This is a genomic window from Prauserella sp. PE36 (genome assembly GCF_003311655.1).
GTDB classification, from domain to species: domain Bacteria; phylum Actinomycetota; class Actinomycetes; order Mycobacteriales; family Pseudonocardiaceae; genus Prauserella_A; species Prauserella_A endophytica.
The window spans coordinates 12,154-38,043 of record NZ_QEQT01000082.1 but is presented as its reverse complement, the minus strand read 5'-3'; the positions used below and the strand labels follow the sequence as shown (position 1 = coordinate 38,043).

Below are 25,890 nucleotides of genomic sequence, written 5' to 3'. Positions count from 1 at the left end.
GATGACTCCCACCACGGTGCTGGCGGCGGCGTTCCCGGACCAGGTAGACAGCGACGCACTGACCCAGAACCTGCTCTACATCCTGTCCTCGACCGCCATCATCCTCGCGCTACTGGGCCTGATCCTGATCGACTCCGGCCTCGTCCGGCGGCAGAACGTGCTCTCCACCAGTGTCCAGAAGCTCGTCGGGTTCACCATCGGAACCCTCGCCTTCATGGTCGGCGGCTTCGCTCTGTGGAACTACCAGTACTACGTTGCCCTCGGTGTGGAAGGCAGCCTCGTGCAGGCCTTCAAGGACTGGTGGTTCGGCGGCGCGCTGCTGCGGAACTACGCTCACAACATCGACCCTGCCGTCGCCCCCGGCGTGGGCAACTCACAGATCTTCTTCGCCTTCCTCGCCCTCTATGGCGGTTTCGTGTGCGCGCTGCTGCACACCAGCGCATCCGAACGGATCCGAAGCGCCCCCTACTACGTGATCTGCGCCGTGGTCGGCGGTGTGCTCTACCCCGTCCTGCTGTGGCTGACCTGGGGCTCCACCAGCCCGCTCACCAACGCCGGTCTGCACGACTTCGTCGGGGCGTACACCTCCTACATCTTCGCCGGGATCTTCGGGCTCGTACTCACCATCAGACTCCGACCACGCGTCGGGCTCTTCCCCAAGCCCGGCCAGCAGACCACCTGGGCACCCAACAGCATCCCGCTGGCCGCGCTGGGGATCGTGGTCCTGCTGTTCGCCGCTCCCCTGATCGTGATGGGCTGTGGGTTCATCGTCCCGGGCGAAGCCTTCTACGGCGTCTCCATGACCACCTCGGGACTCGGACTCGTCTACGCGAACGTCATCATCTCGATGGTCGGAGGAGGGGTCGTCGGCGCCGTCATCGCCCACTCCACCCGCAACCCGACTCACGCCCTGCTCGGGCCCCTGGCCGGCTACGTCGCGAACACCACGGGTTTCGACGTCTTCCAACCGTGGGAGACACTGCTGGTCTCCGCTACCGGGCCGCTCGTGGTCCTGGTGGTCTACAACTTCGTCAACCGCCGGGGGATCGACGACGCCAAGGTCTTCCCACTCGCCTGCGCCACAATCGTCGGCGGCCTGCTGGTGGGCCTGCTCGCCTGGGGCACACCCACCGGCGGCTACTTCGGCCTCGACGGAGCCTACGGGTTCCAGCACGCCCAGATCACCCTCTGGTGGCAGCTCATCGGAGTCGTCGTCACCGTCGCGGTCGCCGCTCTGTCCGCTTTCGCCTTGGTATCCCTGCTCGGCACCGTCATGAAACTGCGTGTGGACGAGGACGACGAGGTCGCCGGCATCGACCGGATCGGGTGGAACCCCGCGGCCAAGAGCGTCGACGCGGCACCGCAGGTGGGCACATCGAGCTGACCGGACCTTCTTCGCCATCCAGCCGAGCTGATAGCCGATCCGGGTGGCCCGAAGGAGGGAGGGGCTGGTCGAAGGCGTTCGACCAGCCCCTCCTCCGATCGCGTTCGTGTCACCGGAGCTCGAGTCCCGCCACGAGTGCCTCACGCGCTCGAGACTGGCGAGCACGACTCTGGACGACATCGCCCGCTGCTCGAACAGGTGAGCCGGATGCTCCCCGTGCGCACAGAACACGCGAGCACCTCAGTGTCACACCGCAACGGGACCGGCTCACCGGGAGCTGTTCGGGTGCAGCCGCGAGGCCGTCGCCCGGGGGGACGGTGACTACCGCTGCGAAACCTCGCCCGAGCGCTCGGGCGACGTGGGCTTCGCCCGCGCAGCACCGGCGAGGGTGGTGGCCGCCCGGTTGCGCGGGGCGAGGCGGGCGATGCCGGACGCGACGAGAGCCCCCACGAGCAGGGAGAAACCCAAGACGTAGAGCCCACTCGCGGCGTGTCCTTCGGTGGCTACGAATCCCACGATCACCGGGCCGACAACACCACCGAGACTGCCCATCAGGTTGATCATCCCACTGGCCTGGCCCGCCAGTTCGGGCGCGATGTACTGCAGCGCCCACGCCCACCACGGTCCGAACGCCGCGTACACACCGATTCCGGTGACGACCAGCAGCGTCAGCTGAACGCCCAGCGTGGCGGGCAGGAGCTGCTGCAGCAACAGTGCGATGCCACCGACGACCAGTGGCGGAATGACGAACCAGGATTTCGGGCGCGCCGAACGATCGGCGGCCCGCGAGTTCAGCAGCATGGCCACACCCGCGACGGCGAACGGGATGACGGACAGGAGCCCGACGGCGCCGATCCCGCGGGAAGACAGCTGCCCGACCACGGTGGGCAACCACAGTCCGAAACTGTAGAAACCCGTCAACCACAGGAAGTACACGACACAGCAGGCCCACACGGCCGGTGACTTCAGCACCGTCCAGAACGAGGCGGCCTCGGCCCCGGTCGCGCGCTCGGCGCGGGTCGCGAGGATGTGGTCTCGTTCCACTTCGGACAGCCTGGCGTCCTGCTCGGGCGAGTCCTTCAGGTAGCGCAACACGACGAACGCCAGCACGAACGCGGGCAGGCCCTGCACCACGAACATGACGCGCCAATCCCAGGTCTCGATCAGCCAGCCCGCCGACGGGACCATGACGATCGACGACGCGGGGAGCGCGAAGAGTGAGAGGCCTGCCGCACGAGCTCGCTCGCGCAGCGGGAACCAGACGACGAACATGACCGCGAACGCGGGCCAGACCACACCCTCGGACAGGCCCATCAGAAACCGCCAGACGATCATCGCCGTGGTGGAATCCGAGAGTGCCTGGCCGATCGACACCACACCCCAGCAGAGCAGTGCGCCGGCGATGACCTTGGACGGACCGATCTTGTTGGCGAGCCAGCCGCCGGGCACCTGAGTGAGGATGTAGCCCCAGAAGAACGCCGAAAGCACCACACCGGTCGCGGTCGCGGCGAGGTGGAGGTCGGCGCTCATCGCGGGTGCGGCGACGCTGATGTTCGCCCGTTCCGCGAAGGCGACCAGATAGACGAGGAAGAGCAGCAGGCCTGTTCGCCGCCAGCGAGCGGCCGGCAGTGTCGTCGACGTTGACGAATTGCTCACGGAAACCTCTTTTCGCGTGTTGCGGGCGTGCGCCTCCGCCCAGCGGCCGCTCGTGGCTGCCGGCGGGACGAGGTCGGTTTGGTGGGAATGCTCAGTCGGGCGCGGTCCAGCCTGCGGCGAAGAGCTGATCGCGAATGGTGCGCTTGACGATCTTTCCGTAGCCGGACTTGGGCAACTCCGGCCAGCGGATGAACTGGCGGGGCAGCTTGTACCGGGCCAGCCTGGGCTCGAGCCAGTCGCGCAGCCCGGCGTCGTCGGTGTCGTGATCGGGCTCGCGCACCCAGACCGCGACCCCGATCTCGCCCCATTTCGCGTGTGGCATGCCGAGCACGGCGACCTCGGCGACCGCGGGGTGAGCGACGAGCTTCTCCTCGATGTCGCGTGGGTGCACATTGGACCCGCCGGAGATGTACATGTCCGATGCGCGCCCGGTGATGTAGAGGTAGCCGTGCTCGTCGACGGCACCGAGGTCGCCGGTGTGGAACCAGCCGCCGTCGAACGCGGCCGCCGTCGCCTCCTCGTTACGCAGATAGCCCGTGCACACGGCGGGGCCTGCCACACAGACCTCGCCGATCTCCCCCGGCCCGAGCTCGGTCCCGGCGTCGTCGAGGATGGCGATCTGCATGCCGGTCCGTGGCCTGCCACAGGTGCCGAGCTCGAACTCGGGTGGTTGTGGCCGGCCGTGGTCGGCGGGGGTGAGGACAGTGATGTTGCCGGTGACCTCTCCCAGGCCGTAGTACTGCACGAGGACGGGTCCGAGGACGTCCAGCGCGTGGTCGCGGTCGGCGTTGAGCATCGGGGCGCCCGCGTAGATCACGTGCCGCAGCGAGGAGTGGTCGAACTTGTCGACCGCGGGGTCCTCGGCGAGCATCTTCAGAATGGTCGGGACGGTGAACATGTTGGTCACCCGCTCCCGCTCGACCAGCTCCCACACCTCCTCGGGCCGCAGCCCCGGCCCCTCCGGAATGATCGTCGCCGCGCCGCGGGCGACCTGGGGCAGCAGATGCACGCCCGCGCCGTGCGAGAGCGGAGCGACAGCGAGCGAGACATCGGTCTCGGACAGGCCGGGCATGAGGTCCGCGGCGTGGTTCGTGGTGACGAACCCGAGCTGGTCGTGGGTCAGAATCGAGGCCTTTGGCGACCCGCTGGTGCCAGACGTGAAGAAGTACCACGCATGGTCGCCCACGTAGACCGTCTCCGGCTCGGGTGACGCGGCAGGCAGCGCGGCGACGGTGTCGCAGGAGGCGTCGTCACCGAGCCACAGCACGCCGCCCGGCAATCCCGTCACGTCGCGCACCGCCTCCACGTGCGCTTCCGAGCCCCCGGCGGCGATCATGGCCACCGGCCGGCAGACGCCTGCGATCACCGCGACATCCGCCGGGGTGAGCCTGACGTTGGTCGGCGCCACCGCCGCGCCGGCTCGCCAGATTCCGTACAGGGACTGGATGTACTCGGGGTGGTTGTGGCCGTGAAGCAGGACGCAGTCTCCGCGGCTCACGCTCCGGCGCCGCAGCTCGGCACATACCCGGTCGGCGGCCTGGTCGAGCATGCGCCAGGTCCACCGGGTCTGGCCGTGTACCACGGCGGTTGCCTCGGGCGACCTGCGCGCGGTCTGTGCGAGCATCTCCGCCACGTTGACGGCACGGACCTGGGTTCTCATCGACTGGCCTCCAGGACGGTCGCGTAGTTGGTGACGGCGGCGCCGCCCATGTTGAACACCGCGGCTCGTTCGGCCAGGGGCAGCTGCATCCCGCCCGCCTCACCGACGAGCTGCATCGCGGCGATCACGTGCTGGGACACCCCGGTCGCCCCGATGGGATGCCCCTTGGCCTTGAGCCCACCGGACACGTTCACCGGGAACGCGCCGTCACGGTCGGTGCGACCCTCGGAGGACAGCAGGCTTCCCTTGCCGGGTTCGGCGAGTCCGAATGCCTCGTACTGCAGGAGCTCGGCGAGGGTGAAACAGTCGTGTGTCTCGAGCAGGTCGAGATCGGCCAGAACGACACCCGCTTCGTCCAGCGCACCGCGGAAGGCGGTGGCGGCCGCGCCGAACGCGAGCGGATCCGGCCGCGACGCGAGCGGCATCGGATCGTTGGCCTGTGCCCGCCCCCGCACGACCACTGAGCGGCGGGCGGCGCGCGCCACGTCGGCGCTGGCCACGACGACGGCGGCGGCGCCGTCGGAGACCATGGAGCAGTCGGTGCGCAGGAGCGGATGGGCGACGACCGGGTTGCGGTCGGAGACGGTCACGCAGAACTCGTAGCCGAGATCGCGCCGCATGTGGGCGTAGGGATTGTCCACGCCGTTGCGGTGATTCTTGGCGGCGATGCGGGCAAGCGCGTCACGGGGGTCGCCGTATCGCCTGGCGTACTGGCGGGCCAGCCAGGCGAACACGGCGGGGAAGCTGCCATGCTTGCCTTCGGTCGGCAGGTAGGCGGCGCCGAGGAGGACGTCGGTGACCGTGGCGGCGGGTGCGCGGGTCATCTTCTCGGCCCCGACGACGAGTACCGCGCGAGCCCGCCCGGCCTCGACCATGTCGAGCGCGGCGTAGAGCGCGGCGCTGCCCGTGGCGCAGGCGTTCTCAGAACGCACGGCGGGGACACCGGCAAGCTCAGGCGCGCCGGTGCCGACGAGTGCGGCCTCGAACCGCTGGTTGCTGGTGTCGGTGCCGTAGACCCCGACGGAGATGGCATCGATGTCAGCGGGCATGAGCCCGGAGTCCTCGACGGCGGTGGCGCTGACCTCGGCCATCAGCGACTCCACGTCCGGTTGATCGGACCTGCCGAACCGCGTGTGCGCCCAGCCGGTCAGATGCGGGTGCTGTGTCATGGAAACCTCCAGGTGGGGCGGGTCAGAGCCGGATTCCGCCGTTGACATCGAGCACGGCACCGGTCATGAACGACGAGGCCGGCGACCACAGGTACAGCGCCGCCTCGGCGATGTCCTCAGGGCTGGCCAGCCTGCCGACCAGGGAGCGTTCGACGAACATCGCGTGGACGTCCGGGTCGTCGCCGATCATGCCGGTGGCGGTGGTTCCCGGGGCCACGCAGTTGACCCGGACCTTGCGCGGTGCGAGCTCCCGCGCGGCACCCTTGGTCAGGCTGATGACGGCGGCTTTGGACGCGCCGTAGACCGGTCCGCCGATGTAGCCGCCGCCGGTGTAGGCGGCCACCGACGCGCAGAGCACGACCGAGGCGTCCGGAGCGAGGTGGGGCGCCGCCGCCTGGATCGTGTTGACCGCCCCCAGGACGTTGATCATGAGGCAGCGCTGCGCGTCCGCCTGGCTCACCTGCAGCAGCGGTGCTGGCAGCGTGATGCCCGCCGGGACGAAGACGCTCGTCACCGGCCCGCTTCCGGCGGCGAGGGCGAAGCCCTTCTCCAGGCTCGCGGGATCCAGCACGTCGGCGCGCTGGTACCGCGCGCCCGGAAAGGCTTCACTGACCTGCGGAGCCTCCTCGGGCAGGTCGAGCACGGTCATCGCGGCGACGCGGGAAGCGGCGAGGCGTACGGCGGCGAGCCCGATGCCCCTGGCTCCACCCACGATCACGGCCGAGCCGGTCGGCGTGCTCGTCTGGTCACTCATGTCAGCGGACTCCTTCGTGCAGTGGTTCTGCGATCTCCGGACGGGGTCACAGGTCGAGGACGAGGCGCGGGGTGAGTGACCGCGAGCAGCAGGGGGTCATCACTTCGTTGGTCGCGCGTTCCTGTGGACTCAGATAGGAGTCGCGGTGGTCGGGAACGCCGTCGAGGACGACCGTCTCGCACGTGCCGCAGGTCCCCTCGCGACACGAGGTCGGGACCTCGATGCCCGCCTCGGCGAGTGCGTCGACGATCGTCTGCCCGGCGGGCACGCCGACGACCATGTCCGAGTAGTCGCAGACGACCTCGAAGGCGGTGTTCTCCCCGTCGAGCACGTTCTCGGCGGCACGGAACCGCTCGACGTGCAGCGTCCCGTCCGGCCAGGCGGTGCAATGCTCCTCGACGGCGGCGATCAGTGGAGCGGGTCCGCAGCAGTAGATCGCGACGCCGTCCCGCGGCTCCCCCAGTGCCGCCGCGAGATCGATGTGCCCGTGCTCGTCCTGCGCGCGGACGGCGACCCGATCGCCATAGCCGGCAAGCTCGTCGAGGAACGCCATCGAGCCACGGTTGCGACCGCCGTACACGAGGCTCCACGGACGGTCCCGCGCGGTGCAATGCGCGATCATCGGCAGGATCGGTGTGATGCCGATGCCGCCAGCGAGGAAGACGTACTCGGACGCGGTGACGAGCGGGAAGTTGTTGCGTGGTCCCCGGCAGCGGATCTTGTCGCCGACCTCGACCCGGTCGTGAACATGGATGGAGCCACCCCGCCCGCCGGCCTCCCGGAGAACGCCGATACGCCACGAGCCGGGCTTATCCGGGTCACCGCACAGCGAGTACTGGCGGACGAGATCCGGCTCCAGCACGAGATCGAGATGAGCACCGGGTGTCCATGCGGGTAGCCGCTCCCCTTTCGCCGGCTCGAGTTCCACGACGGCGACGTTGTCGGCGACGATGTCCTTCGCGGTGACGACAGTGACGAATTCACCCGGCTCGCCGGTGGACCGGGTTGGATTGGCGATCATGGATCCTCCGCTGAGGTCGGTCAGGCGGTGGCCGCCGGACGGCGTCTTTCGGCCTGGTCGCGGGTGCGCCCCGGCCGCCGACGACTCGTGTCGACGACAACGACGTCCCCTTCGACCGAGACGGCGTAGCCCTCGAGAACCAGCGGACCGTCCTGACGGCCGCCGTCCGGGTCGACGACGTCCTCGGGAGAGCCGGGGACGACCTCGACCTCGTACTTGCGCACCCGGGCGTTGCGAGGGTCGTAGAACGACACGCCGGTCCGGATGTCGAACTCCCACGCGTGCCAGGGACAGCGCAGCGAACGCTGCCGCTCGTAGTCGATCGGCGCGTCCGGGCCATCGGCCGACGCGACTCCGAAGACGGTCCCGTGCTCGCAGAGCGGCGCGCCGGCGTGCGGGCACCTGTTCAACAGGGCGTAGTACTCGCCGTCGAGGTTGAAGATGCCCACCGAGCGGCCCTCCAGCTCGACGATCTTCCGCTCACCCTGCGCGATGTCCGTGGTGTTGGCGACGATGTAGCGAGTCACGCGCCGTCCTCCAGACCGAAGAAGCGCACGGCGTTGCCGCGCAGGATCTTGTCCTTCAGCTCCGCCGGGAACGAGGGTGGGAAGATCGCGTCCGGCGCGTCGAAGTCGAAGTGCGGATAGTCGGAGGCGAACAGCACGTTGTCGGCGCCGAACTCCTCGATGTACTCCACCAGGTGGGCGGGCTTGTCGGGCTCGTCGATCGGCTGGGTCGAGACCCAGATGTGGTCGGCGAGGTACTCAGAGGGCTTACGCAGCAGGTCGGGCACCTCGCTGCGCAGCGTCTCCCAGTGGTAGTCCAGGCGCTGCATCAACGGCACGAAATGCGCGACATTGCCCTCCACGAACATGATCCGCAGGTCCGGGTAGCGGTCGAACGTCCCGGACAGCACCAGGCTGAGAATCTGCGACTGGAAGCTCTGCACCTGTCCCACGTGGTACTCGGTGTGGTACGACGCCCAGCCGGTGCCGGTGCTCGGGTTCCCGCCGCCCTGGGAGAGATGGATCTGCATCGGGAGCCCGTTGGCGATCATCGCCTCGTAGATCGGCCAGTATCTCCGGCTGCCGAGCGGGTCGCGGGTCTTGCTCAGCCCCAGGACCGCGACCACCCCGAGATGCGAACCCAGCCGGTCGATCTCCGCTGTCGCGAGGTCGGGACTTTCGAAGGCGACCGAGATCGCGGCCCGCAGCCGGGGCTCCGGCCGGACGAGGTGCTCGAGCTGCCAGTCGTTCACCGCGCGGGTGAGGGCATCGGCGAGCTCGGGACGCAGTGCCTGGGAAGCGGGATTCAGGGCCTGCCCTCCGGGCGAAATGCACTGCAGCACACCGAGTTGCACGTCGTAGAGGTCCAGCAGCTGCTTGCGGATCAGGTCGAGGTCCGAGCCGGGGAAACCGGTCTCGGGCCACGTGTCGGCCCGCATCGCGCCGCCGTAAAGCTGCGGATACTCGCCGAGGTTGAACAGACCGTTGGTGGTGCGGACCCCGTACTCGCGCACGATCTCCCGCCAGCGACGGGGCAGGTACGCGGTCAGCGCGTCCGCCGGCGGCACCGGGTGGATGTCGACGTCGGCGATGCCGGTGGTCACCTTCGGGGCCGGCAGGTCCAGCACGCGCGGCCGCTCCTGGATTGTGGTCATCGTGGTCTCACTTCCGTCGATTCAGAGGTCCGAGTGGACGCTCAGGCCGTAGATGTCGAAGGCGTTGGTCCGCCGGATCCGGTCGATCAGCGCGGGATCCGAGCTGCCGTTCTCGATCTCGCGCGGCGCGGAGTGGTGGCGGTGCGGGTAGTCGCTGGAATAGACGAGCATGTCCTCGGAGCCCAGCCGGTCGACGAGGCGGTCGAGCGCCCCCGGCCGCTCGAAGCCGTCGGAGGGTGCGGTGGTGAAGCGAACGTGACGGCGGATGAGGTCCGACGGCCGCTCGGTCAGCCACGGCACATCGGGTCGATAGCTCTTCCAGAGCTTGTCGAACTTCCACAGGAACGGCGGAACCCAGCCGAACCCGAGCTCGCTGACCACGATCCGGGTCGACGGGTACTTCTGCAGCACCCCCTCGGAGACGATCGAGGCGAGCTGCGCTTCGAGGTTCGACTGCTGCCCGACGTACCACTCCAGGTAGGTTCCGGGCCAGCCGACCGAGGTCGGCGCTTGCCGGAACACCCCACCGATGTGCAGGGCGACCGGCAGGCCGTGGCGCTCGGCGGCTTCCCAGATCGGCCAGTTGATCTGCCTGCCATAGGGCAGTTCCGACTGGCCGAGCAACAACACCTGGGCGAACCTGCCATCGGCCGCGCACCGGTCGATCTCCTCGGCCGCCGCGTCGGGGGTGCCCTGGGGTACGACGATCGAGGCCCGGAGCCGGTCGTCAGCGTCCAGCCATTCCCTGGCGATCCAGTCGTTGAGGGCCCGGGCGTGGGCGATCTCCCGGCGCGGCTGGTGGATCTGCTGAACGCCGTAAAGACAGTTCAGTACGGCGAAGTCGGGCCCGCCGTCGCTGAAGACGTCCGCGACGAGTGCGTCGACGGCGGTGCCGGCACGCCCGTCCGGACCGGGCGTGACCTCGGGCCGCTCCGCGATCGGTGAGGAGGGCGGGTGGTAGCCGGGCTCGTAGTACGGAGCCAGCTGCGCGACCAGTTGATCAGCCCAGTAGTCGTCGAGGTAGGGCAGCAGACTCCTGGCCGAGGGAAGGACGGCGTGGACATCGCAGTCCACGACGGCCGCCCTCCGGCCCTCCGGCACCGGACGGTTCGCCCCCGTGCCGCCGGTCGTCATGGTGGGAGCACCCATGGAGGCCTCCGTTCGTCGTTGAAGCAGCTCCTCAGTGCCACCGACGGTGCGAGGCCGCGACGAAACCCGTCAATCAACCGATGCGTATGCCCAGTTCGGTGTTCCATAATGTGGAGGTTGACAGTTCGATGGCTTCACTTTTAGCTTCTGCCTGTGACAATGGGACATAAGCCGTTCCATAACATGGAACGGCAGGGTCGCCGGGCAGGTGCGGAAGCGCTGCAGGGATCGCAGAGCGTGCGGCGTGCACTCGATCTGCTCTCGCTCATCGCCGCCTGGGAGCGACGCGGCGGATTGTCGGTGGCCGCCGTGGCCGAGGAGACGGGCCTCGCCAAGTCCACCACTCATCGGTTGCTCTCCGAACTGCTGCGAGCCGGCTACCTCGAGCAAGGTCCCGACCGGCGTTACCGGATCGGCCCCGAGGCCTACGTCGTGGGCGTCGCCGCCGAACCGCGCTACGGCGTCCAGCAACAGTCACTCGCGGCCGCCACGCGGTTGGCGGCGGTCTCGGAAGACGTCGCCTTCGTCTCGATCCGCCGCAGGCACCATCACGTCTGCGTCTATCGCGAGGAGGGCCGATGGCCGATCCGCAGCCACGTGCTCCAGGTCGGCGACCGGCTGCCGCTGGGAGTCGGAGCCGCCGGCCTGGCCTTCCTGGCAGCGATGGAACCGGACGAGGCCGCCGCGATCGTCGAGACCAACGAAGCCGAAATCGAACAGGGATACCGGCCACTGTCCGCCTCGGTGATCCTGGAGCTCGTCGCGGACGCCCGCGAACACGGCGGCGTCGCGATCAACCGCGGGATGGTCGTCGACGACTCCGTCGGCATCAGCAGGGCGGTGCCGGCTCGCACTGGTCAGCCGGTCGTGGCACTGGGCATCGCGACCATCGCATCGCGGATGGAACCCGAACGGGAGAGATGGCTGGAGTCCTTGCTACGCCGGGAAACCGACCACCTCGCCGGACGAAAGAGGAGCCGATGACCCCGACCACCGAGAGCGGGCCTCAGACGCTGGCGTGGCTGCGCGGCGCGGTACGCGATGAGGCCGCGGTCCGCGACCGGCTGACCGACCGCCTCGCCTACGCCCACGACGCGTCACATTTCCGCCTGACACCCCGCGCGGTCGTCATGGCCTCGACCGCCGAAGAAGTGGGCCGCGTGTTCGCCGCGGCCGGCAAGGCCGGTGCACCCGTGGCCTTTCGCTCCGGCGGGACGAGTCTGTCCGGACAGGCGGGAACCGACGGCATTCTCATCGACACGCGGCGGCATTTCCGCGACATCGAGGTGCTCGACGACGGTGCCCGCGTCCGGGTCGGCCCCGGCGCCACCGTCCGCCAGGTCAACGCGCGGCTGGCCCGGTGGGGCCGCAAACTGGGTCCGGACCCGGCCAGTGAGGTGGCCTGCACGATCGGCGGCGTCGTCGCCAACAACTCCAGCGGGATGGCGTGCGGCACCTGGGCGAACAGCTACGCCACCCTGGAATCCCTCAGTCTGGTGCTACCCAGCGGCACGGAGTTGGACACCGGGGCGCCCGACGCCGACGAACAGCTGCGGGCCGGAGAACCTGAGCTTCACGCCGGCCTGCTGCGGCTCCGTGATCGGCTTCGCGGCGACTCCGTGCTCCGAGACCGGGTCACGCGGCAGTTCTCCATGAAGAACACGATGGGCTACGGGCTGAACTCCTTCCTCGACCACGACAGCGCGAGCGACATCCTCGCCCACCTGGTGGTCGGCAGCGAAGGGACGCTCGCGTTCGTGTCGTCGATCGTCCTTCGCACGGTCCCCCTGCTCGGGCACGCCCGAACCGGGCTGCTCGTGTTCGACGACCTGGCTGCCGCCACCGCGGCGTTGCCCGAACTCGTGGCGACCGGGCCGGCCACCGTCGAACTGCTCGACGCCACCTCTCTCCGCGTCGGCCAGAACGCCGACCGCGCCGACGCGACGCTCAAGGCCCTCGCGGTCGAGCGGCACGCGGCCCTGCTCGTCGAGGACCAGGCTGATACGGCCGCCGAAGCCGACGGTCTCGTCGACGCCGCCGGGCGAACGCTAGAGCTGATCCCGACCGTCGTGCCGGCGGCCCTGTCGGCCGACCCCGCACAACGCGCTGCGCACTGGCACGTACGCAAGGGGCTCTACGCGATGGTGGCCGAAGCGCGGCCCGCCGGGACGACCGCACTGCTGGAGGACATCGTCGTGCCGGTCCCCGAGCTCCTGCCGACCTGTGAGGCGCTGACCGCGTTGTTCGACCGGCACGGATACCGCGACAGCGTGATCTTCGGGCACGCGAAGGACGGCAACATCCACTTCATGCTGACCGAGCGGCTGGGCGACGGCGTTCCGCTCGACCGGTTCGCCCGGTTCACCGACGACATGGTCGACCTCGTTCTCGGACGAGGTGGCTCGCTGAAGGCCGAGCACGGGACGGGACGCATGATGGCGCCGTTCGTCCGCCGCCAGTACGGCGACGAGCTCTACGACATGATGCGCGAGGTCAAGCGCCTGTGCGATCCGCGAGGGCTGCTCAACCCAGGTGTCGTGCTCTCCGACGACGCCGGCGCACACCTGCGGGCACTGAAGTCGTCGCCGCCCGTTGAGGAGGAAGTCGACCGGTGCGTCGAATGCGGGTTCTGCGAACCCGTCTGCCCCAGCCGTGACCTGACCACCACGCCGCGCCAGCGCATCGTGCTGCGCCGCGAGATCGAGAGCGCCCGCCGCGAAGGCGACCGGGCGATGTACGAGTCGCTGGTGGCCGAGTACGACTACGACGCGACACAGACCTGCGCCGTGGACGGGATGTGTCAGACCACCTGCCCCGTCACGATCAACACCGGCGACCTCGTCCGACGGTTGCGCGCCGAGCAGACCGGGCGAGTCGCGGACACCGCTTGGTCCGTGGCGGCTCGTCACTGGGACCTCGCCACACGGACGGCCGCCCGAGCACTCGACGCCGCGGCCCGCCTGCCCCTGCCCCTGGTCACCAAGGCCAACCACGCCGCCCGTGTCCTCGCCGGAACCGACACGGTGCCGCTGTGGTCGCCCGAACTGCCCGAGGGCGGCCAACGCCGTCGCGTCGAGCGTGACCGGGGCCGATCGCCATCGGCCATCCTGTTCTCCTCGTGCACCGGCACGATGTTCGGCACCACCGGGCTCGGCTCGGCCGAGGCGCTGCGACGCCTGTGCGAACGCGCCGGGATCACCGTCGGCACCCCGCACGACCTGCCCGCACTGTGCTGCGGCACCCCATGGAAATCGAAGGGACTCACGCGCGGCTACGACACGATGGCCGACAAGGTGCTCCCCGCACTCTGGGACGCGACACGGCAGGGCGAGCTTCCCGTTGTGTCCGATGCCGCGTCCTGCACCGAAGGCCTGCGCCACATGATCGGCACCGGCGACGAGCCATACCGGCGACTTCGGGTCGTCGACGCCGTCGAGTTCACCGCCACCACGCTCATGCCCCTCCTCACCGTCACGGCCAAGGCCGACTCCGTCGCACTGCACCCCACCTGCTCGGCGACGAGGCTGGGCATCGACACCCACCTGTACTCAGTCGCCGCCGCGGTGTCCGGAAACGTCGTCGTGCCGGACGAGTGGAACTGCTGCGGCTTCGCTGGCGACCGGGGACTACTCCATCCCGAACTCACAGCGTCGGCGACCGCCCGGCAGGCGGCGGAACTGACGAGCAACGCCGAGCAGTCCGGCGGTCACGACGCCCACGTCTCCTGTAACCGAACCTGCGAGCTCGGCATGACCCGCGCCACCGGCCACACCTACGAACACCTCGTCGAACTCGTCGAGCGAGCCACCCGACCCCGACCGCAGTGAAGGTGGCCTTCACTGCAGTTGGGCGACGGGCTCACCAGCCTCCACGGAGGACGAGGAGCCGCACCTGCAACTCGAGGGTGAATCGCTGGACGGCGTCGTCGAGGTCGACTCCGCAGAGCTGCTCGATGCGCTGCAGCCGATAGCGGAACGTGTTCCGGTGCACGCGCAGGGCAGCGGCCGCGCGCGTGGCGTCACAACCGGCGTCGAACCAGCTCAGCAGTGTGTCCAGGTACTCGGCACTACGGGGCGACTCGTCGCGGCGTAGCACATCGAGCGCGCCGTTCAGCAGCCCCGGATACTCGGTGGCCAGGCCGGCCAGCTCGGCGATCACCACATGTGGCCGCAGTCCCGACAGGTCGGCGGTGACCGCCGACGGACGCGCGGCGAGCACCGCCACCGCTTGCTTGAGCAGCCGGCATTCGGCACGGGCGTCATCGCCGGTGGCCAATGCCTGGCTGACACAGGCCACCAGCGGCGCCCCGACCGGCGTCGCGGCGCGCTGACGCAGTCGCTCCGCGAACACGGAAGGGCCAGCCGCTGGCGAATGTGGGACCAGCACGTAGGCCACGGTGTCGAGGACCGCGGTGGCCGCACTGGGATCCAGCATCCGCGCGCAGCGCGCCAGCAACCGTTCGACGTCAGGGGTGAGGCCGCGAGCCGGGCTCGTTGCCCTTGTCTCGCCGTCGCCGTGCGCACCCAGGCTTATCAGACACCAGCGTGCGGCGGCGGGCCGACCGAGTCGCTCGGTCAGCGCCTCCAGCGAGCCCCGTCCGGTCAGCAGTCCGCGCAGCAGCTCGGCCCGGACCAGGTCCTCGTCGTCAGGCCCGGCCTGCTCGTCGAGGAACCACGCGGCCGCGGCAGCCGCCACCTCGCCGACCACGCGCGGGGCGCAGTCGGGAGTGTCGGGGCCTGGCGTCACGACCACGTGGCCGGCGACGAGGTCGCCGACCAGGATCGGCGCGACCAGCCGGGGACCTGCCCCTGCCACCTCGATTCGCGAGACGTTCCGCCCGCTCCCAGCGAGGACGAGCCGCTCCCTCAGCACTTTCGGGGCGCGCCGGGCCAGGATCGTCTCGCTGGTCAGATCGTCCACTGTGTCCCCGCAGGCGAACGCGAGCACGCGCAGTCCGGCGTCGGTGAGCACGACCGCGCCGTCGAGCGCGAGCGCCGCGCCCTCGGCGAGCTCGTAGAGTCCGCTGGCGGTGGGTGTCGCGCCCCGCACGCCGAACCCGGCGGCGGACACGAGGGAACGGGCAAGCGCCCCGATCTCCTCCCAGCTGACCCCATCGGCGACCGCCAGCACCGGCGCCCCCGCCCGGCCCGCCGCCAGTTCGACGTCGAACTCTCGCGGAAGGCAGCCGCTCCGCACCACGACCGCGGCGGACTCAGCCGCGCTCGCCTCCGCCAGAACCTCGGCGAGCTCGTCGCCGGTCGGGTGGGACGAGACCACCAGCAGCAGCTGATGCCGGCCCGGCGCCCTGGCCGGGTCCCAGATCGTGACCCCGGCCAGCGGCCGATCGATTCCCGTGGCCGGGGCCACCACCATGAGCCAGCCACGGCGGGCCCCGATGAGCTGCCTCAGCCGCACCGACCCCTTCGCACCGGCCAGATACGGCGGAGGGCCCTCGGCGACAGCCGGTTCGCTCGCCACGTTGTCCACGACCGTCATCGAGCCACCTCACCTTCCCTGCGGCAGGACCGGAAACCGCGATGGAGCAAGGGTAGGTACCGCATCCGACGACGTCAGTGGGCGCAGAGCACCGTGACGATGTCTCGACCGTGCGCTGAGCAACGGGTGAACGGTGCCGTAACAGCTCGCGACGACACCGGTCGTGGTTCAGCCGAGGGCTCGCAGCCGGGGCAGCAGGTCCTTCCCGGCCAGTTCCAGGAACCGGGCCTGGTCACCGCCGGGGGCATGCAGCACCAGGTCGGTGAAACCGGCGTTCACATAAGGACGAACCCGCTCGACGACCTCCTCCGGATCGGTGGAGACGATCCACCGGCCGGCAACCTGCTCGATCGGCAGCTCGTCGGCAACGTTCTCCATGTCGACGGGGTCGGAGATACCGTGCTTCTGTTCGGGGGTCAACGACAGCGGGGCCCAGAACCTCGTGTTCTCGGTGGCGGCCCGCGGATCGGTGTCATAGGACAGCTTGATCTCGATCGAGCGCACCACGTCACCGGGCTTGCGGCCGGCCTGCCCGGCACCGGAGTCCACCGCGGGCTGCAGCTTCTCCGTGTAGAGGTCCATGCCCTTGCCGCTGGTGCAGATGAAGCCGTCAGCCACCCTCCCCGCGTACTTCGCCACGAGCGGTCCACCCGCCGCCACGTAGATCGGGACGGGCAGTGGCGGCCGGTCGTAGACCGTCGCGTTCTCGGTGCGGTAGTAGTCCCCTTCGAAGGTCACCCGTTCCTCCGTCCACAACCGACGGATCAGCTCGACGGCCTCGCGCAGCCGCGCGAACCGTTCCCGAAACTCCGGCCACTCGAGCCTGGCGACCGCGACCTCGTTGAGCGCCTCGCCCGTGCCGAGGCCCAGCACGACTCGCCCCGGATACAGGGCGCCGAGTGTGCCGAAGGCCTGAGCCACCACGGCGGGGTTGTAGCGGAACGTCGCGGTCAGCACGCTGGTGCCCAGCCGGACCCGCTGTGTGCGCTCCCCCACCGCGGCGAGCCAGGCCATCGAGAACGGCGCGTGCCCGCCCCGGTGCCGCCACGGCTGGTAATGGTCGCTGACCATGACCGAGTCGAACCCTCGTTGTTCGGCCAGCACGGCCAGCTCGACCAGCTCGCGCGGGCCGAACTGCTCCGCCGATGCCTTGTAGCCCACCGTGATGTGCGCGTTGGCGCCGTCTGTCGTGTTCATATCCGCGAGTCAACCGGCCGGCTGGGGCCGGGTCATCGTGCTCGGTGGCCGAAAGCGAGCCGCGCGCGCTGTGCGCCTCGTCAGGCCGGGTCCTCCCATTGGACGTCGACGGCACGCGCCGCCAGGTGCACGGCAAGCCGGTCGTCGGGGTCGTCGAGGTCCGCGGGCAGCAGCTGGGTGACGCGGTCCATGCGCTGCATCACGGTGTTGCGATGGACCCCGAGCAGGTCCCCCGCGGCTTTGGCCGAGGACTGGCAGTCCAGGTAGCACCGCAGAGTCCGCACGAGCTCCCCGGACGGATCGGCCTCCTGGAGCGGAGCGAGCAGGTCGGCCGCGGCGCCGCGCAACGGGGCCGAGCCGTACCAGCCCGCGAGCAGCCTCCTGGCGCTGACGGCGTCGATGTGCTCGACGGCGGCGGGGCGGCGGGTCGTGCGAGCGAGCAGCACAGCCTGCCGCGCCTGGTCGGCGGACCGGCCGATACCCGCCGTACCCGCGTGGGCACCGCCGACCCCGGCGCACAGCCGCAGCCCTGGATGCTCGGCCTCCACCGCGGCGAGCGCCGTGTTGACTCGCTTGGTCAACGGTCCCGGGTCCGCGGCGTCGGCCTCCGCCTCGGCCGTGGACCAGAACACCCACCCCTCGGCGCGTTCCACGAGGGTCACGGTCACGCCGCGCTCGGCAAGTTGTTCCTCCAGCTCGGCTCCGAGCGCCGAGAGCCGGACCGCGGAGGGAGCGTGGGAGACCTGCACCTGCACGGCGGTGTGCCAGCCGGCAAGGCGCCAGCCAAGGGCGGTGGCCCGCTCGACCGTGCGGCGGCCAGGGTCGTCGGGTTGTTCGAGGATCTCGTTGAGCAACAGTGACCGCCGCCGGTGCTCCCTTTCCACCCTCACGGCGTCCCCCGCCACATGAACGGCGAAGGACAGTGCCGCGATCGCCACCGCCCGCCGGATCGGTTCGAGCAGCACCCCCGCCGCAGAACCGGGCAGGCGCACCGCGATCCAGTAGACCGCGAGCCCCGCGGGGTCGACCTGCACCGGTTGCAGCAGCACGTCCGCTTCGCCCGCGCGGACCGTCACGGCGACCGGGTGCGGACCGCCCAGCTCCTCAGCGGTCGGGCACGTTCCGAGCAGTGCGTGCACCTCCGGATCGCCCGCCACGAACCGGGATTCCGCGTCGATGAGCGCGACGGGCTCTCCGAGCGTCGCCGAAAGCGAGGAGGTGAGCGCGTTCGCGTTGGCGGGCGGGCGCTGGAACCGGCGGGCCGCGTCGCCCAGCACCCTCAGTCCCGCGATCTCCGGCGCCCGGACGTACGGATCGAAAGCGGCCACCACGCCGGCCGGGGCGATGTCGTCGACTCCGATGAGTGGCAGGGCGAACCGGTCCGCGAGGCGGCGGGTGACCAGCGGAACCTGACGCGGGGTCCTGGCTGCGATGATGCCCGACAGCCCCGCGCTGCCGGCCAGCCGGATCGCGATGTCCATCGCCAGATCGTCGAGGGTGAGCTGCTCGCGGCCGAACACCACGACGCTGCCCGCGGCGAGCTCGGAGATCTCGTGGATGGTGGAGCCGACGACGACCACCCGGACGGGCCGCCGCAGCCCAGCCTCACCACCGAGCACCTCGTAGCGCTTCAGCAGGCCGAGATCCAGTAGTTGCCCGAGGTTGACGGACGGCGATGCCATCACGGCTCCACCGCCGCCACGTCGGCCGATTCCAGCAACGGTCCGACGGCTGTCACCTGTAGGCGCGCGGCCGGCACCGGAACGTACGTCATCAGCGCCTCCCTCACCGGCGTCTCCCGCAGCTTCCGTGGATCCGCGCCCGCGCGCAACGCGGCGTCCAACGCCAGCATGCGTGCGCGGGTCACCGAGTCCTGCCCACCACCCGTTCCCTGCCAGAAGATCCGGTCGACGGAGCCCGCCGCCTCCGCGACCGCGGCGCCGACCGCGGCGGCGAGATCGCCGTCCCCGGGTCTGATCGCCGCGATGCCCGAGGGGTCGGGGACCTCGTCCGCGCGCTCGCCGACGATCACGACCGGCAGTTCGTCCCGCCCTCCTCGCGCACGGGCGACGGCCGCGAGCACCTTTCCGGTGAACCCGGCGTCGCGCCTGTGGATCACGGTCAGCCTGGGCGCCCGCAGGCCGGTCCGGATGCCGTCGATCTCCCGCTGTAGTCCCGAATCCTGCAGCAGGCCGCCGAGTGTGGTCCCGACCACCGCCCGGTCGGCAGTCGCCTCGACGACGATCGCCGACGGCACTCCTGCCAGCCGCGCCGCCCCGTGGAGCAGCCCGCCGAGCGCGGCCCCCCGCCATGCCGTCGCGTGCCGGTACGCGTCGAGCGAGGGCAGGACCGTGCCATCCCCTCGGACGAGGTACAACGCCGCGTCAGGGGCGTGAACCCGGACCGCCGCGCTCAGCTCGTCGATGCGCACGCGGGCGGCGCTGACCAGTGCCGCGTCCAGTACCGCGGTGTTCTCTCGCTCCAGCAGCCCGAGCGCCTCCGTCTCGGCGCCGCGCATCACGGGAACGTCCGGCCCGAGTTCATCGGCGATCACCGCAGCGGCCAGCTGCTCGTGCTCGGGATTCTCCAGCGCGTTGACTCCCGTGAGCGCGATCGCGTCGACCTTTCCCGCGCACGTCCGCGCGAACTCCGCCACCGCGGGCACATCCAGCGGCGCCGAGACCCGGCCGTCGTACTCGTGTCCACCACGCACCATCGCCACCGGTCCGGCGAGAGCTGCCCGCTCCGCCGTCCAACCGGCCAGCGGCGGCACAGCGGTCGCGGCGGGTGCGCCGACGCGCAAGACGCCGACACGTGCCCGTTGGGCCGACTCGGCGAGCGTGAGGTCCGGCAGGACCGCCACCACCCGGTCCGTTGGCGCCATGCCGGGACCGCGGCGAAACAACGCGTCGAGCACGCGCGCGGGCGGGTCGCCTCGCCGCCCGCGGTGGACGGCGACGAGCCGGCCTTCCGAGTCGACGGCCACCGCGCGAGCTCGGACTCCGTCGACACCCACCCGCAGCCTGGTTCTCGCCGGGGTCGTCATCGTGGACCAGCCGCGGTCAGGTCGCCCGTGCCGTCGAACCGAACCGGATCGACGGCGTAGCCGAACGCGCGCGGTCCCACCATGTCCAGGCCCTCCGGCGTGTGCCAGCGGTCGTCGACGGGGCCTGCGATGACATGGACCTCTTGACCGAGTGCGAGATCGGTGGTCTGCAACAGGCTGCCCGTCTCGGCGTCCGCCAGGGAGATCAGGTCCGGCACGGTCGCCAGCACCGTGCCAGACCTGCTGACGATCAGGTTCTCGTTCTGGAAGTCGATCCGCGCGAAGCCTGCAGGCGTGTTCAGGGAGACGACACCACGCGGCCAGCCGTCGGTGGAATGCTGCACGAGCTCAGCCACCGTTGCCGTGCACAGCATGCGGCCGCCGCAGGCGCGCAGGAACGGGGCATACCCAGCTTCGCTTCCCGGCGAGACGGCGCCGAGCGCGGCCCCGATCCTGGCGCAGTCACTGATGGATCCGTCGACTCCCAGACGCGCGCAGACCCCCGCTGTCACCTCGTAGGCGCTGGCCAGCGCCACCAGCCCGAGGCCGGGCATGACAGCCCGAAGCAGCTCGCCGAGCACGGCGCCGTCACCGCTGCTGAACTCCACCAGGGCACCGGTACAGCCGACGAGGGTGATCGGCGGCACCGGATGCCCCGACAATCTCAGTAGCGTCATGTCGATCGAGGGAAGCGTCCGCCGCATCAGGTCGGCGTCCAGGCAGGGCAGACCGAGCCGGGCCGCGACCGCCAGCGGGACGGCCACGTTGGCGCTGCCGAGCTGCACCGGAAGTACCGCGGCGCATTCCCGCCCGGCCCTGGCCTCCACCGCCGCACGCAGAGCCTCCGCCTCGTGGACGCCGTGCGCCTTCTCCAGCAGGGCGTACGGCGCGCCCGCGGACACCACGGGCAGCACGAGAGCGTCGGGGGCGAGCGATCCGGCCTGCACGAGCGGGACGGGCCCGTACTGGCGGACGGCAGCCGTCAGCAACTGCCGGCCCAGGTGCGGTTCACCGCCGCCCCCGCTGCCGAAATGCACGGCCCCGCGCACGATGTCGTCGATCGCGCTCTCGGCCACCTGCTCCATCCGGGAACCCTAACCGCCCCCGCGGAAGGTCGCGTACAACCTGGCGAAGGTGCGCGCCGCGGTGGCCAGCTCGGCGACCGAGACGTGCTCGTCGGCGGCGTGTGCCACGGTCATCGAGCCGGGCCCGTACACGACGGCCGGGATGCCGAGCTGGTTGCGGAGGAACCGCGCGTCCGTCCCCAGGTACAACCCGCGGACCGGGGCCTGACCTGCCGCCTTCCGCACCTCGGACACGAACGGGTGCCCCGCGTCCAGCTCCGACCCCTCGGCGAACGCGAGCACCTCGATGTCGTAGTCGAAGTCGCCCGCGGTGTCGATCGCCTCTGTCAGGGTTCGCAACGCTTCCTCGCGCGTCTGGCCGGGCAGGACCCGGCGATCCACCCGCAGCCGGCACTCGGAGGCCACGATGTTCGCCGCGGTTCCGCCGCGAACGGTCCCGACGTTGCAGGTGGGCGCGCCGAGCAGCGGATGCGCCGGTGCGCCGAAGTCGACCAGGTGCAACGCGGAAACGATCCGCGCCGCGTCGGCCACCGCGGAGTGCCCGGCGGCGGGATCACTGCCGTGCGCGGCCCTCCCGCGCACGACGATCTCCACGAGCAGCGAGCCCCGCTCGGCCACACACACCCGCAGCTCGCTGGGCTCGGGAACCACGGCGGCATCGGCACGCACGAGCCCCGCGGCCACCAGTGCCTCGGTCCCCACCCGGCTGCCGGTCTCCTCGTCGGCGACGAGGTGGAACACGAGGCTCGACGGGGGAACCACCCCGGCGTCACGACAGGCCCGCACGCCCTCCAACGCCGCGGCGATCCCCCCTTTCATGTCGCAGGCTCCCCTGCCGTAGAGCAGCCCATCGCGCACCTGCCCGGCGAACGGCGGCACCGACCACTCCGACTCGACCACGGGAACCACGTCGACATGACCGTTGACCAGCAGAGTGGGGCCATCGCCGGAACCGATGCGGGCCAGCACGGACGGCCTGCCCGGCTCCGGTTCCACGACCTCGACCTCGGCGCCCAGCTCCCGCAGCACCGCCCGCAGCGGCTCGACGACCGGCCGTTCGTCCCCCGGCGGATTGCGGGTGTCGCACCGGATGAGCTCGGCCGCCAGCTCGGTCACCCGGCCACCGTCGACGGCCCCCGCGGCTGCCGCGGCCGCCGAGGCGCTCATGCCCGATCCCCGGCACCGGAGGTGAGCCCCGCCAGCGCCTTGTCGTCGAGGAAGCCCAGCGGCGCGAGCCCCTCGGCGAAGCGCAGCAGCGCGGGCCGGAACGCGACGACCTCGGCGAAAAGGGCGGCAGCCTCCTCGAACCGCCCGGCGCGGGCCAGCAGCACCGCGCGCCAGAAGTCGGCTTCGCGGTTCTCCGGTCCGATGACCTCGGCCGCGTGCGCGAGCTCGCGCAGCCGGTCCTCCAGCTCGTCCGGTCCGACCCCCTCGAAGGGGCCGAGTGCCAGGCCCCGCGCGAACATCACCCCGCCGACGGCGTCGAACGCGCGCGCACGGGGCAGCAGCCGGGACAGCTCGGCGAGCGGGTCCGCGTGGTCGTCGACCCGCAGATCCACGAGCACCTCGTTCCACGGCGTCGGGCTGCGCCTGCCCGACACCACCAGCAACGCTGCCGACTGCGAACCGCGCACGTCACCTCCCCGGGCCTCCGCGGCGTGCAGCCCGGCCAGTATCCGGTCGGCGAGGTCACCCTCCGCGGACTCGAACGCCGCCAGCGCGGCACGGCACACCTCCGGGCCGGCGAGCATGTTGCCCTGCACGGTCACCTGCTCGCCCTGGGCGCTGCCGACATGCGGCGCACAGGAAGCGCCCGTGTGGACGCCGACCCGGCCCCGCGCGTCGACCACACCGAGCTGGCGATAGGCCGAGTCCGGGTCTCCCTCCACCAGAACGTCCACAGTGGTGGGAGCGGAAGCCCCCGCCCGCAACAGCTCCAGCCCATGCGGCCCGTGACCCACGTTCACGAAGGCCTGGGTGGCGACCGCGCCGACACCCGCCTCCGCCCAGGGCAGCAATGCGCCGACACCGAAGAAGTGGGTCTGCGTGCCGACGCCGAGCGCCCCGGTGGCGGGGTCCCGAGCGACGATCGAGTAGGTCACGGGGCCGCTCCCGCGACCGCCGCGATGTTCCCTCGCAGGATCTCCACCACGCGGGCTGGCTCCTCCAACATCGGCAGATGACCGACCCCCACCAGCGTCGTCACGGTGCCGCCGGTGGTCTCGGCCAGCTCTCGCGACATCTCCGGTGGACAGGTGACGTCCTCGGTGCCCGCCACCGCGACCACGGGGATACCGGTGGCGGCGACCTTGCCGGCGAGATGCCGGATGTCGGCCCCGAAGGCTCCATGGAGGATCTCGGCGACCACCGCTTCCGAACGAGTTCCGACCGCCTCCTCCATCACCTCCCGCACCCGAGCGGACCCCCGGTGAGCGGAGCCCACGACCTGCGGGACGAGGTCGGCGAAGTAGCCGGCGGTTCCCTTGGCCCGCAGCTCGGCGACCATCGTGTCGATCTGCTCGGCGGGCACCCCGGTGCCGAGCGTCGAGCCGAACGTCGTCACGCTGAGCACCCGCTGCGGGTACAGCGCGGCCAGCGCCACGGAGATCGTGCCGCCGAGCGAACCGCCGCCCAGATGCACCCGGTCCAGCCCGAGGCCGTCGAGCACCGCGAGTACGTCCGGCACGTACCCCTCCTCGACGGTGAACGGTCCCTCCGCCACCGAGCCGCCGTGCCCGCGAAGGTCGAGGGCCACGACGGGCCGATCGATGCGAGCGGCGACATCGGTCCAGACCACTGCGGCGGAGTTGATGGGATGGATGAGGACGAGCGGATCGCCGTGCCGGGCGTCGGTGGTGCGCAACACCGAGAGCCGGCCCGCCTGCCCGTCGACGCTGAGGCTTTCCAGCGCCATCGTCATTCGGTCCCGTACTTCGGCATCACCTTGTCGGCGACGCTGGCGTGCATGTGCCAGATCCGCCACTCCGGCTTCCCGTTGCCGTCGTCGCGCCGGTAGAACTCGGTCGCCCGGAACGGCGTCTGGGCCGGCTCCGACAGCCCGCCATCGGGGGTCGGCAGCACCATCTCCGCCACACCCTCGGCCGTCAGCAGCGCCACGTCGCCGAAGATCTGCACGTCGGGGTCGGCGACGTCCTTGATCGCGGTGATGTTCACGCCCAGCTTCTGCGCGTTCACCCACAGCCGGTGCTTGTCCATCACACCGTGGTAGGTGTGGCCGTTGGTGTTGAACTGGTGGTAGCCGTCCCCGGACGGGAAGTACGGCAACATCGCGTCGGCGACCAGCCCGACGTTCGACTCGTACCAGCCCCGGTGAACGGCAAGGATCTGTTCGAGGTCAGTGCTCATGTCGTGCCCTTTCAGTAGATGAACTCACTGGTCAGCTCGCCGACGGCGGCGAGGGTCTCGTCCGCTCCCTCGGCGACCACGGTGGCGATGGAGACGTTGTCCGCACCGGCGTCGAGGTACTCCTTGAGGCGGGACCGCGCCGCCTCCTGGTCACCGACGACGCCGAAGATGTCGAGCCACTCGTCCGGCATCTCAGCGGCGACGACCTCTGGGCCGCCGCGGGAGAGCATGTCCGCGAGCTGCTCGTTGGCTCCGACGGCGCCGAACAACGGCGTGGGGCCGGTCGCGGCGAGATAGAAGGCCAGCACCGGCCTGAGCGCGTCCCTCGCGGCGGCCACCTGGCTCGGGTCCCTCGTGACGTTGGCGGCGGCCAGCACGCTGATCGTGATGCGTTCGGTGCGCCCGGCGGCAGCGGCGGCGGCGTCCAGTTTCTGCCGCGCGGCACGCACGTACTCCACCGGCGCGAGCGCGCTGACCAGCAGTCCGTCCGCGAGGCGTCCGGTCAGCTCCAGGCCCTTGTCCCCGAGCACGCCCGTGAACAGCGGCACGGGCTCGGGGACCGGGTGCGTGAGCGCGACCTGCCGGAAGGTGGCGAACCGCCCGGTTTCGTCCACCGTCTCCCCCTTGAGCAGCGCTCTGACACCGGTCAGCGTTTCGCGCAGGGCGCTCATCGGGGACTTCTGGGTCAGCCCCATCTGCGCCGTCCACCCGGGAACACCGTGTCCGATGCCGGGGATCAGCCTGCCGGGGTAGGCGCGCGCAAGCGTCCCGATCTCCATGGCGAGCAGGGCCGGATGCCGGACCACCGAGGAGACGACTCCGATACCCACCGGAATCCGCGTCGTGGCGCCGAGAGCGATCGCGGCGCCGGCGACCCCGCCAAGGAAGAAGTAGTCCTCCGGGAGCCACAACTCGCCGTACCCGGCGGACTCCGCGTCCGCGGCGAGCTTGCCGATCTGTTCTGGCGGGGTGGTGCTGCCTAGCAACACTCCCAGCCGGCTGCGGAGGGGGTAGGTCATGAGAAAGACTCCTGTCGTGTGGGCGGCCTGCCGGGTCCTCTCGTCGGGCCTGCCCCAACGTTAGGAACCAGCCCCGTTCCTTCGCTTCGGCCACGACGACGAACCCGCGAACAGACCACTGTGCACGGTGCACGCGTGGCAGATCCGGCACGAGATGCGGCGCGGAACACCGGTCGGCGCCGTCCGGCACGCCGCGACGCCGGGACGACCGCGTGGGAAGGCTCCGGT

At 70.7% G+C, this 25,890-nt stretch carries 21 protein-coding genes; 3 read left to right on the top strand and 18 right to left on the bottom strand.

Annotated elements, in window-relative coordinates:
• Window position 1 precedes the first annotated feature (1 nt).
• Window positions 2-1,384, top strand: a complete 1,383-nt coding sequence (locus DI005_RS22620; RefSeq protein WP_112273525.1) for a hypothetical protein — start codon at window positions 2-4, stop codon at window positions 1,382-1,384.
• Window positions 1,385-1,705: 321 nt separating this feature from the next.
• Here DI005_RS22620 and DI005_RS22615 read toward each other — a convergent pair whose 3' ends face one another.
• The 8 genes from DI005_RS22615 to DI005_RS22580 form a co-directional block, all read right to left on the bottom strand.
• Window positions 1,706-3,040, bottom strand: coding sequence for an MFS transporter (locus DI005_RS22615; protein ID WP_158559874.1), 1,335 nt, complete (start codon window positions 3,038-3,040; stop codon window positions 1,706-1,708).
• A 91-nt stretch (window positions 3,041-3,131) separates the two neighbouring features.
• Entirely contained in the window at window positions 3,132-4,700 is a 1,569-nt protein-coding gene (locus tag DI005_RS22610; protein ID WP_113643458.1) for an AMP-binding protein, read from the bottom strand.
• Window positions 4,697-5,869, bottom strand: a complete 1,173-nt coding sequence (locus tag DI005_RS22605; RefSeq protein ID WP_112273530.1) for a thiolase domain-containing protein — start codon at window positions 5,867-5,869, stop codon at window positions 4,697-4,699. Before DI005_RS22605 ends, DI005_RS22610 begins: the two co-directional genes overlap by 4 nt.
• A 22-nt stretch (window positions 5,870-5,891) precedes the next feature.
• Window positions 5,892-6,623, bottom strand: a complete 732-nt coding sequence (locus tag DI005_RS22600; protein ID WP_112273532.1) for an SDR family NAD(P)-dependent oxidoreductase — start codon at window positions 6,621-6,623, stop codon at window positions 5,892-5,894.
• 46 nt (window positions 6,624-6,669) lie between these two features.
• A complete protein-coding gene (locus DI005_RS22595) occupies window positions 6,670-7,644 on the bottom strand; it encodes a PDR/VanB family oxidoreductase (protein WP_113643457.1) in 975 nt (324 codons plus the stop codon).
• A gap of 20 nt (window positions 7,645-7,664) precedes the next feature.
• Window positions 7,665-8,171 carry a Rieske (2Fe-2S) protein gene (locus DI005_RS22590; RefSeq protein WP_112273536.1) on the bottom strand — a complete coding sequence of 169 codons (507 nt, stop codon included), beginning with the start codon at window positions 8,169-8,171 and terminating at the stop codon, window positions 7,665-7,667.
• Window positions 8,168-9,304 (bottom strand): amidohydrolase family protein, encoded by a 1,137-nt coding sequence (locus DI005_RS22585; RefSeq protein ID WP_113643456.1) that lies wholly within the window; start codon window positions 9,302-9,304, stop codon window positions 8,168-8,170. Before DI005_RS22585 ends, DI005_RS22590 begins: the two co-directional genes overlap by 4 nt.
• Before the next feature lie 21 nt (window positions 9,305-9,325).
• Window positions 9,326-10,453 (bottom strand): amidohydrolase family protein, encoded by a 1,128-nt coding sequence (locus DI005_RS22580; protein ID WP_228713640.1) that lies wholly within the window; start codon window positions 10,451-10,453, stop codon window positions 9,326-9,328.
• 237 nt (window positions 10,454-10,690) lie between these two features.
• Between DI005_RS22580 and DI005_RS22575 the strand changes: the two genes are divergently transcribed.
• Together DI005_RS22575 and DI005_RS22570 are read left to right on the top strand one after the other, a co-directional pair.
• Window positions 10,691-11,437, top strand: coding sequence for an IclR family transcriptional regulator (locus DI005_RS22575; protein ID WP_199543122.1), 747 nt, complete (start codon window positions 10,691-10,693; stop codon window positions 11,435-11,437).
• Complete coding sequence (locus tag DI005_RS22570) at window positions 11,434-14,280, top strand: FAD-binding and (Fe-S)-binding domain-containing protein (RefSeq protein ID WP_113643455.1); 2,847 nt, start codon at window positions 11,434-11,436, stop codon at window positions 14,278-14,280. Before DI005_RS22575 ends, DI005_RS22570 begins: the two co-directional genes overlap by 4 nt.
• A 31-nt stretch (window positions 14,281-14,311) precedes the next feature.
• Here the strand turns inward: DI005_RS22570 and DI005_RS22565 are convergent, their stop codons facing one another.
• The 10 genes from DI005_RS22565 to DI005_RS22520 form a co-directional block, all read right to left on the bottom strand.
• On the bottom strand, window positions 14,312-15,949 hold the full coding sequence (locus DI005_RS22565) for a CdaR family transcriptional regulator (RefSeq protein ID WP_113643454.1): 1,638 nt from the start codon (window positions 15,947-15,949) through the stop codon (window positions 14,312-14,314).
• 168 nt (window positions 15,950-16,117) lie between these two features.
• Window positions 16,118-17,146, bottom strand: a complete 1,029-nt coding sequence (gene fgd, locus DI005_RS22560; protein ID WP_112273544.1) for a glucose-6-phosphate dehydrogenase (coenzyme-F420) — start codon at window positions 17,144-17,146, stop codon at window positions 16,118-16,120.
• 80 nt (window positions 17,147-17,226) lie between these two features.
• Window positions 17,227-18,828 (bottom strand): CdaR family transcriptional regulator, encoded by a 1,602-nt coding sequence (locus tag DI005_RS22555; protein WP_113643453.1) that lies wholly within the window; start codon window positions 18,826-18,828, stop codon window positions 17,227-17,229.
• A complete protein-coding gene (locus DI005_RS22550; RefSeq protein WP_233520279.1) occupies window positions 18,828-20,132 on the bottom strand; it encodes a hydantoinase/oxoprolinase N-terminal domain-containing protein in 1,305 nt (434 codons plus the stop codon). The genes DI005_RS22555 and DI005_RS22550 overlap by 1 nt, the downstream gene beginning before the upstream one ends.
• A 56-nt stretch (window positions 20,133-20,188) precedes the next feature.
• Entirely contained in the window at window positions 20,189-21,277 is a 1,089-nt protein-coding gene (locus DI005_RS22545; protein ID WP_113643451.1) for a DUF917 domain-containing protein, read from the bottom strand.
• A 9-nt stretch (window positions 21,278-21,286) separates the two neighbouring features.
• Window positions 21,287-22,444 carry a M20 family metallopeptidase gene (locus DI005_RS22540; RefSeq protein WP_113643450.1) on the bottom strand — a complete coding sequence of 386 codons (1,158 nt, stop codon included), beginning with the start codon at window positions 22,442-22,444 and terminating at the stop codon, window positions 21,287-21,289.
• Window positions 22,441-23,379 carry a DUF1028 domain-containing protein gene (locus DI005_RS22535; RefSeq protein WP_113643449.1) on the bottom strand — a complete coding sequence of 313 codons (939 nt, stop codon included), beginning with the start codon at window positions 23,377-23,379 and terminating at the stop codon, window positions 22,441-22,443. The genes DI005_RS22540 and DI005_RS22535 overlap by 4 nt, the downstream gene beginning before the upstream one ends.
• Window positions 23,376-24,191, bottom strand: a complete 816-nt coding sequence (locus DI005_RS22530; protein ID WP_233520278.1) for an alpha/beta fold hydrolase — start codon at window positions 24,189-24,191, stop codon at window positions 23,376-23,378. The genes DI005_RS22535 and DI005_RS22530 overlap by 4 nt, the downstream gene beginning before the upstream one ends.
• A 2-nt stretch (window positions 24,192-24,193) precedes the next feature.
• Window positions 24,194-24,643 (bottom strand): nuclear transport factor 2 family protein, encoded by a 450-nt coding sequence (locus DI005_RS22525; protein ID WP_112273558.1) that lies wholly within the window; start codon window positions 24,641-24,643, stop codon window positions 24,194-24,196.
• Between the two features lie 11 nt (window positions 24,644-24,654).
• Window positions 24,655-25,662: an LLM class flavin-dependent oxidoreductase gene (locus DI005_RS22520; protein ID WP_112273560.1), complete on the bottom strand. Its 1,008-nt coding sequence runs from the start codon at window positions 25,660-25,662 to the stop codon at window positions 24,655-24,657.
• Window positions 25,663-25,890: the final 228 nt, after the last annotated feature.

Coding starts and splice junctions, on each gene's coding strand:
- DI005_RS22525 (WP_112273558.1), bottom strand. CDS start 24,643: ATGAGCACTGACCTCGAACAGATCCTTGCCGTTCACCGGGGCTGGTAC.
- DI005_RS22565 (WP_113643454.1), bottom strand. CDS start 15,949: ATGACGGTCGTGGACAACGTGGCGAGCGAACCGGCTGTCGCCGAGGGC.
- DI005_RS22600 (WP_112273532.1), bottom strand. CDS start 6,623: ATGAGTGACCAGACGAGCACGCCGACCGGCTCGGCCGTGATCGTGGGT.
- DI005_RS22530 (WP_233520278.1), bottom strand. CDS start 24,191: ATGGCGCTGGAAAGCCTCAGCGTCGACGGGCAGGCGGGCCGGCTCTCG.
- DI005_RS22540 (WP_113643450.1), bottom strand. CDS start 22,444: ATGAGCGCCTCGGCGGCCGCGGCAGCCGCGGGGGCCGTCGACGGTGGC.
- DI005_RS22620 (WP_112273525.1), top strand. CDS start 2: ATGACTCCCACCACGGTGCTGGCGGCGGCGTTCCCGGACCAGGTAGAC.
- DI005_RS22585 (WP_113643456.1), bottom strand. CDS start 9,304: ATGACCACAATCCAGGAGCGGCCGCGCGTGCTGGACCTGCCGGCCCCG.
- DI005_RS22570 (WP_113643455.1), top strand. CDS start 11,434: ATGACCCCGACCACCGAGAGCGGGCCTCAGACGCTGGCGTGGCTGCGC.
- DI005_RS22605 (WP_112273530.1), bottom strand. CDS start 5,869: ATGACACAGCACCCGCATCTGACCGGCTGGGCGCACACGCGGTTCGGC.
- DI005_RS22580 (WP_228713640.1), bottom strand. CDS start 10,453: ATGGGTGCTCCCACCATGACGACCGGCGGCACGGGGGCGAACCGTCCG.
- DI005_RS22520 (WP_112273560.1), bottom strand. CDS start 25,662: ATGACCTACCCCCTCCGCAGCCGGCTGGGAGTGTTGCTAGGCAGCACC.
- DI005_RS22545 (WP_113643451.1), bottom strand. CDS start 21,277: ATGGAGCAGGTGGCCGAGAGCGCGATCGACGACATCGTGCGCGGGGCC.
- DI005_RS22555 (WP_113643453.1), bottom strand. CDS start 18,828: ATGGCATCGCCGTCCGTCAACCTCGGGCAACTACTGGATCTCGGCCTG.
- fgd (WP_112273544.1), bottom strand. CDS start 17,146: ATGAACACGACAGACGGCGCCAACGCGCACATCACGGTGGGCTACAAG.
- DI005_RS22595 (WP_113643457.1), bottom strand. CDS start 7,644: ATGATCGCCAATCCAACCCGGTCCACCGGCGAGCCGGGTGAATTCGTC.
- DI005_RS22610 (WP_113643458.1), bottom strand. CDS start 4,700: ATGAGAACCCAGGTCCGTGCCGTCAACGTGGCGGAGATGCTCGCACAG.